This window comes from Pseudomonas sp. SWI7, from assembly GCF_006351945.1.
GTDB classification, from domain to species: Bacteria; Pseudomonadota; Gammaproteobacteria; order Pseudomonadales; family Pseudomonadaceae; genus Aquipseudomonas; species Aquipseudomonas fulva.
Genome location: NZ_CP040930.1, coordinates 4,593,993 through 4,610,566, shown reverse-complemented (window position 1 = coordinate 4,610,566; position 16,574 = coordinate 4,593,993). Strand labels below are relative to the sequence as shown.

The following is a 16,574-nucleotide window of genomic DNA, read 5'->3' as shown; positions in this document are numbered from 1 at the left end:
TATGTGCTGGAATATTCCTGTACATGACTGATAAGTTGTACAGGTATACGGAGGCAGCTATGCACGACCCTGCAGTTCACCACAAGCCGCGCATCGCTATCAGTGCCTGCCTGACCGGGCATAACGTGCGTTACAACGGTGGGCACAAGTCCTCGGACCTGTGCCGCACCCAACTGGAAGAACATTTCGAATGGACGACGGTGTGCCCAGAAATGGCCATTGGCCTGGGTGTACCGCGCGATCCAATCCGGCTGGTGGGCGACCCTGAACATCCTGAAGTCGTGGGCACGCGCAACCCTGACCTGGACTATACGGGTCCGCTGCGTGATTACGGTAAACAGATGGCCGCCGAACTTGATGATGTTTGCGGCTACATCTTCATGCAGAAGTCGCCCTCGTGCGGTCTTGAGCGTGTCAAGGTCTACCAGGACAATGGTCACCCGGCCATCAACCGCGGTCGCGGCGCCTATGCGCAAGCTTTTTGCGAGCTAAGGCCAGACCTGCCGGTCGAAGAGGAAGGCCGCCTGCACGACCCTGTTCTGCGCGAAAACTTCATCAGCCGCGTGTACGCGTACGCCGATTGGCAACATCTGCTTGAGCAAGGCTTGAGTCGCCATGCGCTGCTGGCTTTCCACTCCCGCTACAAGTACCTGCTGATGGCGAACAACCCGCAGGCTTATCGCACCTTGGGGCGCATGCTCGGCAGCATGAGCAAGGACGACGATACGGCCGTTGTCGCCCCCCGCTATTTCTCGGAGCTGATGCAGGCTTTGCGCCGCTGTGCCAGCCGTGGCACACACGGCAATGTGTTGCAGCATCTGAGCGGCTACTTCAAAAACGCCCTGACCCCTGCCGACAAAGCCGAGCTGCAGACGTTGATCGGACAGTACCAGCAAGGGGTCGTGCCTTTGATCGTACCGCTGACCCTGCTCAAGCATCATCTGCGCAACCACCCTGACCCCTACCTGCTGCAACAAGCCTACTTGCAGCCTCATCCTGAACGCCTGGGGCTACGTAATGCGGTCTGAGATTCTTCTACCAATTGGTGAGCTGGCCCGGCGCACGGGCGTCAACCCGGTCACCCTGCGCGCATGGGAGCGGCGCTACGGGCTGCTCAAGCCACAGCGCACACCCAAGGGGCATAGACTGTACCCGGTCGAACAGGTCGAGAGAGTGGAAGCGATCCTGGCCTGGTTGCAGCGTGGTGCATCGGTCAGCCAGGTGGGGGATTTGCTGGACAAGCCACTCAGCACCCCACCCACCGGGGATTGGCAAACCCGTCAGTTCCAGATGCTCGAAGCCATCGCCAACTTGTCGCAACGGGCGCTGGATCATCAGTTGAACCAGGCCATGGCGCTCTACCCTGCCGTCACGTTATGCGAGCAGTTGCTGCTGCCTTTGCTGGACCTGCTGGAACTGCGCTGGCGCAATTACTTCAACGCCCGGCTTGAGCAGGTGTTCTTCCATACGTGGTTGCGCAGCAAACTGGGCGCGCGGGTGTATCACGACAATCAGCTGCTACAGGGCCCACCGGTTCTGCTTGCCGAAGACAGTGACCGAGGCTTCGACCCTGGCCTGTGGCTCTGCGCATGGCTGTTCACCAGCAATGGCTTTGCGGTGGAAATCCTCGAGCAAGCCGTGGCCGGTGCGCAGTTGCAGAGTGCAGCTGCGGCCTTGAAGCCGCGCGCGGTGCTCCTGAACCTCGGCCCGCGCATCGACACCCGCGCGTTGCAGCGCACGCTCCAGAACCTGCAGCTGCCCACCCTTGCCGGGGGAGCCTTGCTGGCGCTGCATCAGGCCCAACTGGGCTCGCTCGACCTGCCTCACCTGCACACCTTCGATACCCCTCAAGCGGCCTTGCAGTTACTGCAAGGCCTGTGACTGCCAGCCTGGAGAGATTCCGATTTCATGCATTTGACCTGGCTTCGCAGTGACCTACGCGTTACCGACAACACCGCCCTGAGCGCCGCCAGTGAACGTGGCCCAACCCTGGCCCTGTGGCTTATCAGCCCTGGTCAATGGCAGGCCCATGACGATGCGGCCTGCAAAGTGGATTTCTGGCTACGCAACCTGCGCGAGGTGCGCCAGTCGCTTGATGCGCTCAACATCCCATTGCTCATACGCACGATAGACACCTGGGATGATGCGCCTCAGGCTGTGCTCGACGTCTGCCGGAAGCATCATGTCCAGAGCGTTCACTGGAACGAGGAATACGGCATCAACGAGGCCCGCCGCGACACGGCCACGCGCCAATTGCTCGAAGCCTCCGAGGTTCAGGTTCACAGCCACCTCGACCAGCTCCTGTTCCGGCCCGGAACGGTGCTGACCCGCAGTGGCGGCTACTTCCAGGTGTTCGGCCAATTCAAGAAAAACTGCCTGGAACACTTGCACCGCAGCCTGCCCTCAATGGCCTCACCGGTTAAACGTCAAGCCCCGACATCAATCAAGAGCGACCCGATTGCGCACCATGTCGACCCCTTCGAAAAGCCCGCAGACGCGCTGCGCAAGCATTGGCCTGCTGGCGAGCAGGAGGCTCAGGCAAGGCTTGCCCGATTCACCGACGAGGTCATCGACGATTACGAGACGTTGCGTGATCTTCCTGCTCGCGAGGGCACCAGTCAGCTGTCAGCCTACCTTGCAGCGGGGGTCATCTCACCCCGCCAATGCCTGCATGCCGCGCTGGCCCACAACCGAGGCGAGTTCGACAGCGGCAGCAGCGGCGTCCAGACCTGGATCAACGAGCTGCTCTGGCGCGAATTCTACAAGCACATCTTGACGGGCTATCCCCAGGTGTCTCGGCATCGTGCCTTCCGTGCGCACACCGAGGCGTTGCCGTGGCGTAAAGCACCCAAGGAATTCGAAGCCTGGCAGCAGGGCCGAACCGGCTTCCCGATCATCGATGCGGCCATGCGCCAGATGCTGGCCACCGGCTGGATGCACAACCGGCTACGCATGCTGACCGCCATGTTCCTGAGCAAGAACCTGTTGATCGACTGGCGGCTGGGGGAACGTCACTTCATGCGCCATCTGATCGACGGCGATCTGGCGGCCAACAACGGCGGCTGGCAGTGGAGCGCATCCACCGGCACCGACTCGGTCCCCTACTTCAGGATCTTCAACCCCGTGTCGCAGTCCCAACGTTTTGACCCCAAGGCCCGCTTCATCCGTCAGTGGGTACCTGAATTGCAGGGCATTGACGACAAAAATATCCACGACCCCGGAAAATGCCACGGCTTGATTGATGCTAATCTCTATCCCACTCCTATCGTCGATCTTCACAGTAGTCGACAGCGGGCGCTCCAGGCTTTCAAGGAGTTGCCCCGCTAGTCGTGTATAGAGGGCAATGCCGTGGGTGGCTCACGCAGTTTTTGGGTTACGGGCGCAACGGATGGGCTGGGCCTGGCACTGGTCCGCAATCTTTTAGCTAATGGGCAGCGGGTCGCCGCCAGTGCAGGTGCAAGCGAGGAACTCGATCGCTTGTGCTTGCACCATGGCGATCGCTTGCTGCGGCTTCCAGGCCAATTACATCAGCAGCCCGATGCTGACGAGGCAGGCCGCATGATCGGCGACGCCTGGGGCTCATTGGATGGCTTGATCCTGAATGCCGCCACCTGTGATTACTTGCTCCCTGGTACCTCGGACAGCGAGTTGTTCGAGCATCTGATCACCACCAACCTTCAGGCGGCACAGCACTGCCTCGAGTACGCCACGCCCTTGCTGGCCAAGGGCGATACGCCCCAGATAATGGCGGTTTTCAGCCGCTACTCCGCCACGCAGCTCTACGCGCCGACGCAGTTTCCTGCCGGCTGGAACAACGCCGTGCAGTGGGTAAGGGAGCAGCGTTCATCGTTGCTCGCCAACGGCATAGCGCTGACAGTGGTAGCGCCACAATCCCTGAAAAACCCTGTGACGGCTGCCAGCGCGGTGCCTGAAGACTGGACCGCCGACACAGCGGCGCTGGAGCTTCTGGCGCGCTTGCCTGCACGTGAGCCTGAGCTGGTGCTCGAGACGCTGAACCCGTCGAATCTCTGGCCGCTGCCGCAGCACTAGCTGCGAGGCTCAACATGCCGTGCAGTCAAGCAGTGCAATGTGCTCAGGACGTGAAACGTTCCACGTCTTGAGAGGTATGCCACAGCACCGGAAGGATATCCATCAACGCGCGTGGATCGCCGCTGGTCCAGAACCGCGTTGGCCGAGCCGGGCCGGGTGCCAGCAGATCAGCACCCGCGAGCAGGCGTTCGAGTTGGCGCGCCACGGCTGCGCCCGTATCGATGACGGCCACGTGGGAGGGCACCGTTTCAGCCAGCAAGGGTTTCAAGAACGGGTAATGCGTGCAGCCCAGTATCAAGGTATCGCAGCCCGCCGCCAGAAGCGGTTCAACGTACCTGCCCAGCAACGTGCGTAACACCGGGCTGTTCAGGTCTCCCGTTTCGATCAGTTCGACAAGCCCGGGGCAAGGCTGGGTGATCACCTGCACGTTGCTGGCAAAGCGATCGAGCAAGGCGGCGAACTTGGCACTTTGCAAGGTTCCGGTCGTGGCCAGCACGCCGACTATCCCTGAACGGGTGGCCGCTGCGGCAGGCTTGACCGCCGGCTCCATGCCCACGATCAGCCAGTGAGGATAGTGCGCGCGCAGATCAGCCACCGCAGCCACGGTAGCCGTGTTGCAGGCCAGTACCATGGCCTTGGCGCCTTGTTGATGCAAGAAGGCGGCGATGTGGCGGCAGCGTTCACGAATGTAGTCCGGGGACTTTTCCCCGTACGGCACATGGCCACAATCCGCGAGGTAGTGGAGCGTTTCGTTGGGCAAGCGTTGACGAATCTCGGCAAGCACCGACAGCCCCCCCACCCCGGAGTCCATCACCCCGACCGGCCCCTCGCGCTCAGCCATCGCGCTTGCCACACACCGCGCAGCCAGGGTCGCGTTTGACCCGCAACTCACGGATGCGCGTGCCCAAGGCGTCGATCAGCAACAGTCGCCCTACCAAGGGTTCGCCAAAGCCGGCCAGCAGCTTCATGGCCTCCAGCGCCTGCAAGCTGCCCACCAGACCCACCAAGGGGCCGATCACGCCAGCCTCGCTGCAGGTCAGCTCGGCCTCGCTGCCATGGCCATACAGGCAGTGATAGCAGGGGCTGTAGTCCCGGCGCGGGTCGAACACCGACAGCTGGCCTTCCAGGCGTATTGCGGCGCCACTGACCAAGGGCTTCGCGGCCGCCACGCAGGCCGCGTTGACCGCCTCACGTGTACCGAAGTTATCCGAGCAGTCCAGGACCAGGTCCACTGCCGATACGGCAGCGGCCAGTGAGTCTTCATCCAGCGCCTGGCGGTGGGCGACCAGGTCGATTTCCGGGTTGATCGCCTGCAAACGTTGCAGGGCCGAGTCGACCTTGCTCATGCCCACGCTGGCACTGTCATGGATGACCTGGCGCTGCAGGTTCGTCAGGTCGACCGTATCGAAATCCGCCAGGTGCAGCTCGCCAACGCCGGCAGCTGCCAGATACAGCGCCACAGGCGAGCCCAGGCCACCGAGTCCGACGATCAGGGCCTTGCTCTGCTTGAGGCGCAGCTGGCCGTCGATGTCGATCTGGGACAGCAATACCTGCCGACTGTAGCGCAGCAGCTCCTGGTCGCTCAGCATGGCAAGCGCCCCACGGTGATGCGCTGGTGACCGCCCAGGTCGATGCGGCTGCCCACCTCGACAAAGCCGTTTTCCCGCAACAGCACCTGGACGGCATCAGCCTGGTCGTAACCATGCTCGAGCAGAAGCCAACCGCCAGGGGCGAGGTGGCTCGGCGCCTGGGCGGCGATGACCCGCAGGTCGTCAAGACCGTCGACCCCGGCTACCAGCGCGCTGCTGGGCTCGAAGCGCACGTCACCGTCGACCAGATGCGGGTCTGAAGCCGCGATGTAGGGTGGGTTACTGACGATCAGGTCGAAGCGCTCGTCGGCAAGCCCCTCAAGCCAGTGGCTGACCTGGATGCGGACGTTGGCCAGGCCAAGCCGCTGGCGATTGCGCTCGGCCAACGCGGCGGCCTCGGGCACGCGATCCACCGCCGTTACCTGCCACGCCGGTCGCTCGCTGGCCAGCGCCAGGGCAATTGCACCGGTGCCGGTCCCCAGGTCGAGCACCCTGGCCGGCAGCGCAGGCTGCAACTCCAGTGCCGTCTCGACCAGCAGTTCGGTGTCCGGGCGCGGGATGAGCGTATGCGGGGCCACTTCCAGATCGATCTTCCAGAAGCCCTGCTGGCCCAGGATATAGGCCACAGGCTCCCCTTCCCTGCGCCGCTGCAGGTAGCCGGCGTAGGTCTGGGCAGCTTCGCTGCTGACGATGCGCTCTGGCCATGTGTGCAAATAACTGCGCGACTTGCCAAGCGCCGCCGCCAGCAGCAGCTCGGCATCCAGGCGCTCGGTAGGCGAGTCGGGTAACTGCGCGTTGCGCAGCAGGCTGGCGATGATGGTCATCAGTCCCCCAGTGCAGCCAGTTGGTCGGCCTGGTATTCGGCCAGCAGGGGCTCGATCACCGCATCGACCCCACCGGCCAGCACGTCGTCCAGCGAGTACAAGGTCAGGTTGATGCGATGGTCCGTGACCCGACCCTGTGGATAATTGTAGGTGCGGATGCGTTCGGAGCGATCCCCGGAGCCCACCAGCAGTTTGCGCTCACTGGCGATGGCGTTCTGAGCGGCGCTGGTCTGCATGTCGTTCAACTTCGCCGATAACCAGGACAAGGCGCGCGCACGGTTCTTGTGCTGGGAACGCTCTTCCTGGCATTCGACGACAATGCCTGTGGGCAAGTGCGTGATGCGGATGGCCGAGTCGGTCTTGTTCACGTGCTGACCGCCCGCGCCGGACGCGCGGTAGGTGTCCACGCGCAAGTCGGCTGGGTTGATCTCGATGGCCGCTTGTTCATCCGGCTCCGGCAAAACCGCCACGGTGCAGGCCGAGGTGTGGATGCGGCCCTGGGATTCGGTTTCAGGGACGCGCTGTACACGGTGCGCGCCGGACTCGAACTTGAGCTTGCCGTACACGTTCTCGCCCTCGACGCGGGCGATGATTTCCTTGTACCCGCCGTGCTCGCCTTCGTTCTCGGAAAGGATCTCCAGCCGCCAGCCGCGCTTTTCCGCGTAGCGCGAATACATGCGAAACAGATCGCCCGAAAAGATCGCCGCTTCGTCGCCACCCGTTCCAGCGCGAATCTCGAGAAACACGTTGCGCCCGTCGTTGGGGTCCTTGGGCAGCAACATGCGCTGCAGTTGCGACTCCAACGCCACCAACTGGTCCTTGGCCTCACGCACTTCCTCCACGGCCATTTCACGCATGTCCGGGTCGCTGTCCTTGAGCAGCGCCTGGGCGCTTTCAAGATCATCCTGGACCTTGCGCCATTGCTGATAGGCCGTGTGCACCGGCTCGACTTCGGCATATTCGCGGGAATAGGCGCGAAAACGTGTCTGGTCGGAAATGACCTCGGCATCACCGAGCAAGGCGGTGAGTTCTTCGAAGCGGTCCTGGAGAATGTCCAGTTTATTGAGCAGCGACGCTTTCATTGCAGGGATTTGTCCGTGGAGCCCTCGTCGAGGGCAAAGAGTTCCTGGGCCATGGCCAGCGCATCGAGGCGGCCCTCGGCCGAGAGCTTTTTCAGCTGCACGCTGGGCGCATGCAGGAGCTTGTTGGTCAGGCCGCGCGCCAATTGGGCCAATACGTCTTCAGGGTTGCCACCATTGGCCAGCAAGCGCTGGGCCTTTTGCAGTTCTTCATCGCGCAGTCGCTCGCTTTGCTGGCGGTAGGCCCGGAGCACATCGACAGCGGCCAGCTCTCGCAGGCGCACCATGAAATCCTCGGCCCCCACCGCCACCAGTTCTTCGGCGGCCTGGGCAGCGCCCTGGCGGCTCTTGAGGTTTTCGGCAACCACGTCATGCAGGTCGTCGACGGTATACAGGTACACATCGTCGAGCTCGCCCACTTCGGTCTCGATGTCGCGCGGGACGGCGATATCGACCATGAAGATGGGTTTGTGTCGGCGCTGCTTGAGGGCGCTTTCGACGGCGCCCTTGCCCAGAATCGGCAACTGGCTGGCGGTGGAGCTGATGACGATATCGCTGTTGGCGAGTTCCTGGGGGATATCGGCGAGCAGCACGGCATGTGCGCCGAACTGTTCGGCCAGGGTGCTGGCGCGCTCGAGCGTACGGTTGGCCACCACGATGCGGCGTACGCCCTGCTCGTGCAGGTGGCGAGCGACCAGGGTGATGGTCTCGCCGGCGCCGATCAGCAGTGCCTGGCTGCGGGCGAGGTCGCTGAAGATCTGTTTGGCCAGACTGACGGCCGCGAAAGCGACCGACACGGGGTTTTCGCCGATGGCGGTGTCGGTACGGACCTGTTTGGCGGCGCTGAACGTGGCCTGGAACAGGCGCCCGAGCAGCGGCCCGACGGTGCCGGCCTCGCGGGCAACGGCATAGGCGGATTTCATCTGGCCGAGGATCTGCGGTTCGCCGAGCACCAGTGAGTCGAGGCCGGAGGCGACGCGCATCATGTGCCGGACGGCGTCGTGTTCTTCATGCACGTAGGCGCTGGCACGCAGTTCGTCGAGGCTGAGGCGGTGATAGTCGGCCAGCCACTGGAGCACGGCATCGGCCGACAGTTGGTCCTGCTCGATGTAGAGCTCGCTGCGGTTGCAGGTGGACAGGATCGCTGCCTCGCGACTGGTGGTGAGGCGGCAGAGCTGCTGCAGGGCGTCCACCAGCTGCTCCGGGGTAAACGCCACGCGCTCGCGTACGTCTACCGAGGCAGTCTTATGGTTGATACCAAGTGCAAGAAAGGCCATGCAAGATCGCTGGTTGTGACAGGAAGCCGATAATTGTCCTCTTTCGCAGGTTGCAGGACAACCACCGCTCGCTATTGCGCTGATAGTCGCGCAGCTATCGCCTTTTCGTCGCCTGCCCTGGCGGTGTGTTCAAGTCTTCCCGGCTTTTGATCCCAACCTGGAGACTCGCGATTCAAGGAGGCCGAACGCAGGCCTTGCGCATGGAGGTGACGGGCATGGAGCCCCGTCAAGCACCAGGCTTCAGAATGACGCCTGCAGCGATGCCTTCTCGAGAACAAGCCCCAAGCTCGGCCCCCAGTAGTCGCAATCTGCTGGACCTGATCTACCGCTCGGCTAGAAGCATCAGTCACAGCGAAACCAGAGCCATCGACTCGCCATCGCTCTAGCCAATCACGCCGACCAGGTGGAGAAGACTTTTGATATATGTCTATAAGACTTATCCACAGCCTTGTAGTCCATTTCCCAAATACATGCCCAGCGGTTGCCCTGCCTTCCTTCGGCAACTAGTCTTGACGCTACTACATCGACATTCGTCACCGAGACAGCGATACCAGTGGGATAACATCGCGTTATCAGTAGTCGATTGATGCCTACTTAATAACAATACGCTATGCTGGGCATACCGAGTGCTTGGCCGGAAGCTATATCATAGGCGCGAGCAAATGGAAGAATTTGCAGCATTTCGTAGGCACTCAACGCTCCTATGGGGCGTTAATTTGTGTGCTATTTCGGCATCTACACTGAGTTACGTTTATCTTTCCTACTATATTTATGCTCATACTGGCAGCCTACTACTTTCCCAAGCGGTGCTGTTTGCACCCATGGTTCTGCCGGTCATTCTTGTCGCTCCAATCTACCGCCTGGCTGACTGTCTAGCGCCACGCACCTTGCTGTGGAGTGCTAACTTGTTGTCGTTAGGCTGCGCGGCGATCACTTACAAGAGCCTCCCACATCATGTGGAAGTCGCCGTTTTAGGCGCAGTCGTCATTGGTACCCTGGATGCGGTGCAACGGGTAGGGCGCATTGTAGCCATCAAGTGCTATTTCCCGGAAGCGCAAATCGCCAGCTCAGTACCTCTTACACTTACCGCACAATTCATCGCCGGCGGCTTGGCAGGCATCAGTCTGGTACTGTTCAAGGCCGACATGACGCCTGGGTTAGCCCTGCTCATGACTGTCAGTCTTTTTTCCATGGCCACATTGGCGGCCTATCTCCTACCTGCTACAACAAAGTCTCCGGTTACCGCACCGGTCGAACCCCGCCTATTGAGGGCCCTTGGCTCACTGTTACAGGCGCATCCCGCGCTGCGCCTCAGCCTCTATGAGTTCATCATCTTCGTCAGTATTTTTCAGGGTTTCTTCAATGTGTCCAGGGTGCTGTTACCGGCCCATGTGCTGGGTTTGGGAGAGGTGTATGTAGGTTTGTTGCAAGCCGTCAATAGTGTAGCCGCTTTGCTGGGCGCAGTCCTGTTCTATCGTTTGGCCAAGTATAATTTGCAACCGCCACCTCTGCCGATGGCTCTCGTCAGCGGCCTGTTCATGATGTTCGCAGCGTTCGGCAATGATGTTCAGTCCAGTTACATCGCGTATTTTTGCTACATCTTCTTTTTTGAACTGACATTTTTCAAATTACAAGCCGATCTTGTCAAGCGTACACCGGCCCGTGCAATGCCGTTGATGGCATCCGTGCAGTATGCCGGGGTCTACTTAGGCATGATCATTACCATCTTTGTCGGCTCCATTCTGGTTAAGTATGCAGGTCTGTTCAGCACAAGCGTTATCTTCGTTACTTTCTATTTTGCCGCAACCAGCGCCCTTCAAAAGACCGTTGCGACAAAGGGGAAACAACCTGTTTGAATAGTTATTCAAGGAGAACAATATGCCCACAGTGGCGCGTGTATTTCCGTTCGTTCGTCTTTTGGATTTTGCGAACTTATTAACAATGTTCAATATCGGCTTGGCTTTCGGTACCGTTTATTTTGCGTTGCAGAGACGGTTCGCTCTGGCGGCAACGGTGATTTGCCTGGCCGCGATGCTCGATTTCCTTGACGGTCATATAGCCCGACGCTACCTGGCGGCGAACAACGCGCAACGGGCCTTCGGCAAGCACCTGGACAGTTTTGCCGACTTGCTCAACTTCAGCATCACGCCAGCCCTTGTCGTCCTCATCCTCGACCAAGCTCTTTCGGCCACGCTGGCCGCAGCCACCCTGGTTTTCACGGCTATTTTGAGGCTATCGCTGTTTGGCGTGCCCAGCTCATCGGCTGATGGGGGATATCAGGGGCTACCCACCACCTATTCAGGATTTGTCTTTGCGTTGGCGCTGATGGGGCTCTCGGCCGGGCATTACGGTGCCAGCGTGATCGTCGGCCTGGTGGCCCTGGTCGCCTTTCTCCAGGTCACCAGCTTGAGAGTTCCCAAGTATGGCGCACCTTCGACAGTCGCTTGCTTCGCAATGCTGTTCGGGCTCAGCACTATTTACTTTCATCCCTGGTGATCCGAGGTGCCAATGAAACACGTGGTTTTCGTCGACAGCACCGTAAGCGGCCTGCTGGCTTTTGAGGCAGCCAAACAACTTGGCTGCCATGTCACCTTCATTCATCAGCGTGACGCCTCGTTCCTGACGATCTCGATCAAGGACGACACCTCGCGTCTCGAGCCTTACCTGCGATATGTGGATACCTATTTGCGTATCGATAATCTGGAAGACGGCGAATTCAGCCAGTTGTTGGCTAATCTGCACGCAGAGCGTCCTATTGACGCCCTCCTATCCACCTCGGAAGCAGCCATATTACCGGTGGCGCGTGAGGCCCAGCGTATCGGCACCCCCTACCCGAGGTACGAAGCTTTATGGGGGGCGGTGTATAAGAGTCAATTGCGCGAAACGCTGCGGGCACATGGACTACGCTCACCTGATTTTGAAGTACTCAGCGAAGAGCAACTGATCGACGGGATCGTTCCGAGTTTGTCACTGCCATTCGTTGTCAAGCCGACCCGAGGATTTGCCAAGCAGTTTTCCGCCATTTGCCATGGCCAGGCCGACTTTGACGCCTTTCTTGCCGAGCTGCGCCAGAGTCGCCAGTGTGCTGATCCCATGATTGACCACTTGGTAAGCCGCGACTATCTCATCGAGCAATACATCGACGGTACATTGCATTCAGCGGAAGTCATCGTCCAAGACGGCAAGGTCTCCTGCTTTGCGACTACCATCCGTTTCCGCGCCGACTATAGCGAAATATTAGAGATGACTGCGACCATGCCGTCAGGCCTTGACGCAGCACAGCGCGACGAGATCAAAACCTATGTGCAGGCAGTGTTCAGCGCTCTGGGGCTAGATGTTGGCCTTTATCATGTTGAATTGTTGCGCGATGCCAAAGGACCCTGCCTAGTGGAGATCAACGCACGCATGATGGGTAGCGTAGCGCCGCAGATGTATCGGATGCTGACGGGCATCGACCCGTTCGAACTCCTGGTCCGTCTGCACCTGGGCGAGCCCATTCTAATTGACGACTCAGTGCTTCAGCGGGCAGGTAGCGTTGTAACTGTCGCCGCCCGCAATGGCGGTCGTATCGCCGACGACTACGCACCCGACACCCTACAGTCATTACTGGACAAGTACGACATCCGGTTTTGCACCGCCCACGTTGCGCCCGGCCAGGCGGTTAACGTCTATAGCGGCAACATCGGCACAATTGGCCACGTCATCGTTGAGGACGACTGCCCCTACGCTGCGGCAAAAAAGGGCAATCGCTTCCTGCGCGAGCTGTCCTCACTTTACGGCCTTGAACTCGCGACTTATACCGGCCCCGAGTTGGCTTGAACGTTAAATAAACAGCTCACTGCGAAGGACTGATTCGACTGATTAGGGAAGACATATGCACTCGTTAAATCCTTCTCCCGTGTTCGTTTTTTCCGGCAAGGCCGATACTCTGCAGCAATTGGCACCACTTCTGAGCACCGGGCAAGTGTTGCCCGTTTATCGATTCACCGTGGCACAGTGGCGGCAGGACTCGCAGGCAATAATCGCGCGCTGTCAGGCGTTCTTTGGCGATGAGCCGCTGATTGTAAGATCCAGCTGTCTAGCCGAGGACCGCGACGGTCATTCCGGTGCAGGAATGTACGCATCAATTCTAGACGTGTGTGGCGGCCAGGCACTCGACGAAGCCATCAAGACGGTGATCGCCTCCTACGGTCGAGCTCGCGAGCGCGATGAGGTGCTGGTGCAGCAGATGGCGAGAGGTGTATTGGCCAGCGGAGTGGCGATGACCCGCGATCCAGAGACGGGTTTACCCTATTACGTAGTTGACTATGTACTGGGTGCCAGCACTGACGGTGTCACTGCCGGCAACGAGACTGTGCACGCTTTTGTCTCCCTAGGCAGCGAGACGGCAACCGAGCCTGCGGAATTACCAGGGCTGTTTGCGCTGCTCGAAGAGGTACAAGTTCTAACCGGGCACCATGCCTTGGACATAGAGTTCGCGATCACGGTCGATGGCCCTCTGCTATTCCAAGTGCGTCCCATGACCGCGGAGGGACCCCGTAATGCCAGCGCACATGCCGACGGCCAACTACGCAACGTTTTGGAGCACGAGGCCTCTCACCTCGAGGAGCTGATCTGCAAGCAACGCCATCTGCGTCCTACGTCAACCGCCTTCCTCGGCCTTATGCCGGACTGGAACCCGGCGGAAATGATCGGTATCAAACCGCGGGCACTAGCCTACTCGCTGTATAAGGAGTTGATCACTGATCTTAATTGGGCCTCTGCCAGGTTCCGATACGGCTACCGGGATCTGCGGCGCAAACCGCTGATGTACCAGATAGCGGGCTCTCCTTATATCTGCATTGCCCATAGCATCGAGTCATTCATCCCAGCCTCGGTACCTCAAGATGTTGCCGAGCGCGTAGTCCAACAGTGCGGCGAATATTTGGCCATGCATCCTCACCTGCATGACAAGATCGAGTTCGCAATCATCCCTACTTGCTTCACGCTAGAGCTTACTCGCCCCGGTGCCGCTGCCGCGCTGCCGGCGCTCCGGACGCTTAGTACCGAGCAGCACGAATGCTATTTGAACGAACTACGCCAGTTGACCGAGCACATCATCTCTCCCAACGGCCCGTTCTTTTCCGACCTGACACGCCTACCGAATATTACTGCCCAGGTGCAGGGTTTAATGGCGGGAGAACCTCGGGGCGAAACCTTGCAACGTATGAGGAATGCGCTATCGGCGGCCAATGTGGTCGCAGAAGTATTCGCCGGCGCTGCCCGTGCAGCGTTCGTGGGTACCGCAATAATAAAGTCGCTGGAAACATCGGGGGTTGTACCTGCCGGCTTCATCGATCATGTGACCGGAGGCGTCAAAGGCATCGGTCGCGAGATGGCCAGCGATTTCCAGACGTTGCATAAGGACGACTTTCTTAAGCTGCACGGTCATGTCCGGCCGGGTACCTACGATATACGTGTGGCACGCTACGACGAGACGCCGGAGCGTTATTTTGACTGGCAGCGCCCATTACAGCGCCCCCCAAAATCTATGAACGGGCTAACTGTGTCTCGGGCCGAAGTCAACGTCATTCAGCAAGCTTTTGACCAGTGCCGTCTCAACGTTGCCGCCGAGCAGTTCCTGCAATTTGCTCAGGCCGCTATTGAGTCGCGTGAGAAGCTCAAATACCTCTATGGAGCGTTTGTTTCGGATTTTTTGCGCTCACTGTGCGACTGGGGTGAGATGCAAGGTATTGACCGCGACCAACTCAGCTTTGCGCAAATCGCCGACTTTACCAGCGTTTACGCCGACGTCGATCTCAAACGTTTGCATCAAGCGATCGCCCAGAACCGTAGCCGCTGGTACGAAACGCAGTTAGTCCGTACGCCAAGCATCATCTGCCAGCCGCAAGATCTATTCGGCCATCACGTGCACTGGTGCAATCCCAACTTCATTACTCGACGTGCCACGCGCGCGCGGGTAGCCCAAGTGCTCCCAGGGCAATTGCCACCGGACATAGAGGGTTGCATTGTCTTAATCGAAAACGCTGATCCGGGTTTTGATTGGATTTTTACCCACCGTATAGCTGGCTTCATCACCGCTTACGGAGGTGAAAACTCGCATATGTCGATCCGAGCCCGAGAGTTTGCCACTCCCGCAGCTATCGGCGTGGGCGACACTCGATTCAAAACCCTATCGGCGGCGACGAGCCTGCTGCTCGACTGCGCCGAGCGACGTATACAGGTGCTGGCATGATCTTGGTTGGGATGACCATGCTCAGGCTGTTCAACACCGAACGGCAGGAATGGCGGGACGCGCTCGACCAGCGCTGGGTTGAATTCTTAAATCAGTGCGGGCTGACCCCGCTGTACCTTCCAAATGATCCGCGAGTCAGCATGGCGCTAGTCCAATCATTGCGCCCTCAGGGCCTCTTGCTTACTGGTGGAGGGAGCTGCCAGGCCCTGAGTGGGACAGCCGACACACGCGACGTCACCGAAAGGGTCTTGCTTGATCTTTCGGAAAATCTACGGCTTCCGGTGCTCGGTGTGTGCCGCGGCATGCAGGTAATGTTGACGCGAGCTGGCGGCACTTTGGAACGTTTGGCAGGCCACGTAGGCGAACACATGGTCAACATGCAAGAACAACGGCGGCGAGTGAATTCCTATCATGAATACGGCTTTTGCAAGGCGCCCGACGGCTACCGCGTGCTCGCCCAGGCCGACGACGGAGTGATCGAGGCTGTGTATGACCACCGCCGTCGGCATACCGGGATCATGTGGCACCCCGAGCGAGAACTACCTGCCGATCCATCGGATATTCTCCGCGTGCAACATGCCTTTGGAGCGTTTTCATGAAAGCCATTATCCTTGCTGCAGGTCGCGGAAGTCGCTTAAAAGCCCTGACCGATCAATGCCCCAAGGCCTTGGTACCCTTTAATGGTGTGCCACTGCTACAGCGCGCGATAGAAACGCTCCGTCGATGCGATATCAACGAGGTTGGCATTGTTGCAGGCTATCGAAGCGAAATGCTTGCACCCTTCGCCGACACTTTGTTTCACAACCACCGCTGGCACAGCTCCGGTATTTTCAGCTCTCTAAATTGCGCCAGCGATTGGTTGAGCACAGAGCCTTGCCTTGTTAGCTACAGCGACATTTTCTACGACAGCACCCTGGTATCCGAACTCATTAACCATCCAGCCGATATTGTCCTGGGCTACGATCCCGCTGCAGTCGATCTCTGGCAGCAACGCTTCAACAATCCGCTAGCAGACCTGGAGAACTTCCGCTTAGTCGATGGATGGGTAAGCGCTATTGGACAGACCGTTACCAGTCTTGAGGTCATTCAGGGCCAGTACATAGGCTTGTTCAAAGTCACGCCAGCGGGTTGGCAGGCGTTGAAAAGGCAACTGAAAGGGCTCACGCCTCAGGCACGCGGCCAAATTGACATGACATCGCTTTTAGGGGCACTAGTCAGCAAAGGTTTTCCAGTCGCCGGCGTGGCGACGCACGCTCCATGGGGAGAAATTGACTGCCCCAGCGACGTAGAACTATACGAGCGGATCTATCCTGACCTGTGATCTCGACCAAAGTGTCGGTGCGATTAACGCTGAAGGTAGATTCGAGGATCCCAGCGGGTGACTACCGTTACTACTGGGATCTTTTGAGTGTCTCTCGCACCCAGTGAAACCTGAGTAAAGAAAAATTCCCCGGACTATGACAGCTACAGAAGTTGAAGAATACGCCTGGTCCGCGCCTGGTCAATGCCCATGTGAAACG

14 protein-coding genes and 1 pseudogene are annotated in these 16,574 nt (G+C 59.4%); 10 read left to right on the top strand and 5 right to left on the bottom strand.

Features of this window, described 5'->3' with window-relative positions; translation table 11 throughout:
- Positions 1-59: 59 nt before the first annotated feature.
- The 4 genes and pseudogenes from FH041_RS21150 to FH041_RS21135 all read left to right on the top strand — a co-directional run bounded on the left by FH041_RS21150 (position 60) and on the right by FH041_RS21135 (position 4,050).
- Positions 60-1,028, top strand: coding sequence for a DUF523 and DUF1722 domain-containing protein (locus tag FH041_RS21150; RefSeq protein WP_027916618.1), 969 nt, complete (start codon positions 60-62; stop codon positions 1,026-1,028).
- A pseudogene (locus FH041_RS21145) lies at positions 1,018-1,918 on the top strand (MerR family transcriptional regulator). The gene FH041_RS21150 and the pseudogene FH041_RS21145 overlap by 11 nt, the downstream one beginning before the upstream one ends.
- Positions 1,909-3,327, top strand: coding sequence for a deoxyribodipyrimidine photo-lyase (gene phrB, locus FH041_RS21140; protein ID WP_049695440.1), 1,419 nt, complete (start codon positions 1,909-1,911; stop codon positions 3,325-3,327). The pseudogene FH041_RS21145 and the gene phrB overlap by 10 nt, the downstream one beginning before the upstream one ends.
- Positions 3,328-3,348: 21 nt before the next feature.
- Positions 3,349-4,050: an SDR family oxidoreductase gene (locus FH041_RS21135; RefSeq protein ID WP_033737269.1), complete on the top strand. Its 702-nt coding sequence runs from the start codon at positions 3,349-3,351 to the stop codon at positions 4,048-4,050.
- Positions 4,051-4,093: 43 nt separating this feature from the next.
- Here the strand turns inward: FH041_RS21135 and murI are convergent, their stop codons facing one another.
- From murI to hemA, 5 genes are read right to left on the bottom strand one after another with little or no spacing between them, the layout of a single operon-like run.
- A complete protein-coding gene (murI, locus tag FH041_RS21130; protein ID WP_027916621.1) occupies positions 4,094-4,891 on the bottom strand; it encodes a glutamate racemase in 798 nt (265 codons plus the stop codon).
- Entirely contained in the window at positions 4,884-5,639 is a 756-nt protein-coding gene (locus FH041_RS21125; RefSeq protein ID WP_027916622.1) for a molybdopterin-synthase adenylyltransferase MoeB, read from the bottom strand. The genes murI and FH041_RS21125 overlap by 8 nt, the downstream gene beginning before the upstream one ends.
- The gene (prmC, locus tag FH041_RS21120) at positions 5,633-6,463 is read right to left on the bottom strand and encodes a peptide chain release factor N(5)-glutamine methyltransferase (RefSeq protein WP_140175028.1); all 831 of its coding nucleotides are present in this window, start codon (positions 6,461-6,463) and stop codon (positions 5,633-5,635) included. The genes FH041_RS21125 and prmC overlap by 7 nt, the downstream gene beginning before the upstream one ends.
- Positions 6,463-7,545: a peptide chain release factor 1 gene (prfA, locus tag FH041_RS21115; protein ID WP_027916624.1), complete on the bottom strand. Its 1,083-nt coding sequence runs from the start codon at positions 7,543-7,545 to the stop codon at positions 6,463-6,465. The genes prmC and prfA overlap by 1 nt, the downstream gene beginning before the upstream one ends.
- Positions 7,542-8,819 (bottom strand): glutamyl-tRNA reductase, encoded by a 1,278-nt coding sequence (gene hemA / locus FH041_RS21110; RefSeq protein WP_027916625.1) that lies wholly within the window; start codon positions 8,817-8,819, stop codon positions 7,542-7,544. The genes prfA and hemA overlap by 4 nt, the downstream gene beginning before the upstream one ends.
- Positions 8,820-9,481: 662 nt before the next feature.
- Between hemA and FH041_RS21105 the strand changes: the two genes are divergently transcribed.
- The 6 genes from FH041_RS21105 to FH041_RS21080 are packed head-to-tail and all read left to right on the top strand — an operon-like array spanning position 9,482 to position 16,375.
- Positions 9,482-10,675: a hypothetical protein gene (locus tag FH041_RS21105; RefSeq protein ID WP_225806660.1), complete on the top strand. Its 1,194-nt coding sequence runs from the start codon at positions 9,482-9,484 to the stop codon at positions 10,673-10,675.
- Between the two features lie 22 nt (positions 10,676-10,697).
- Positions 10,698-11,315 carry a phosphatidylcholine/phosphatidylserine synthase gene (locus FH041_RS21100; RefSeq protein ID WP_049695432.1) on the top strand — a complete coding sequence of 206 codons (618 nt, stop codon included), beginning with the start codon at positions 10,698-10,700 and terminating at the stop codon, positions 11,313-11,315.
- A 12-nt stretch (positions 11,316-11,327) separates the two neighbouring features.
- Positions 11,328-12,638, top strand: coding sequence for an ATP-grasp domain-containing protein (locus tag FH041_RS21095; RefSeq protein ID WP_088523241.1), 1,311 nt, complete (start codon positions 11,328-11,330; stop codon positions 12,636-12,638).
- Between the two features lie 55 nt (positions 12,639-12,693).
- Positions 12,694-15,054, top strand: coding sequence for a PEP/pyruvate-binding domain-containing protein (locus FH041_RS21090; protein WP_140175026.1), 2,361 nt, complete (start codon positions 12,694-12,696; stop codon positions 15,052-15,054).
- Positions 15,051-15,653: a type 1 glutamine amidotransferase gene (locus FH041_RS21085; protein WP_140175024.1), complete on the top strand. Its 603-nt coding sequence runs from the start codon at positions 15,051-15,053 to the stop codon at positions 15,651-15,653. Before FH041_RS21090 ends, FH041_RS21085 begins: the two co-directional genes overlap by 4 nt.
- On the top strand, positions 15,650-16,375 hold the full coding sequence (locus tag FH041_RS21080; protein ID WP_140175022.1) for a phosphocholine cytidylyltransferase family protein: 726 nt from the start codon (positions 15,650-15,652) through the stop codon (positions 16,373-16,375). The genes FH041_RS21085 and FH041_RS21080 overlap by 4 nt, the downstream gene beginning before the upstream one ends.
- Positions 16,376-16,574: the final 199 nt, after the last annotated feature.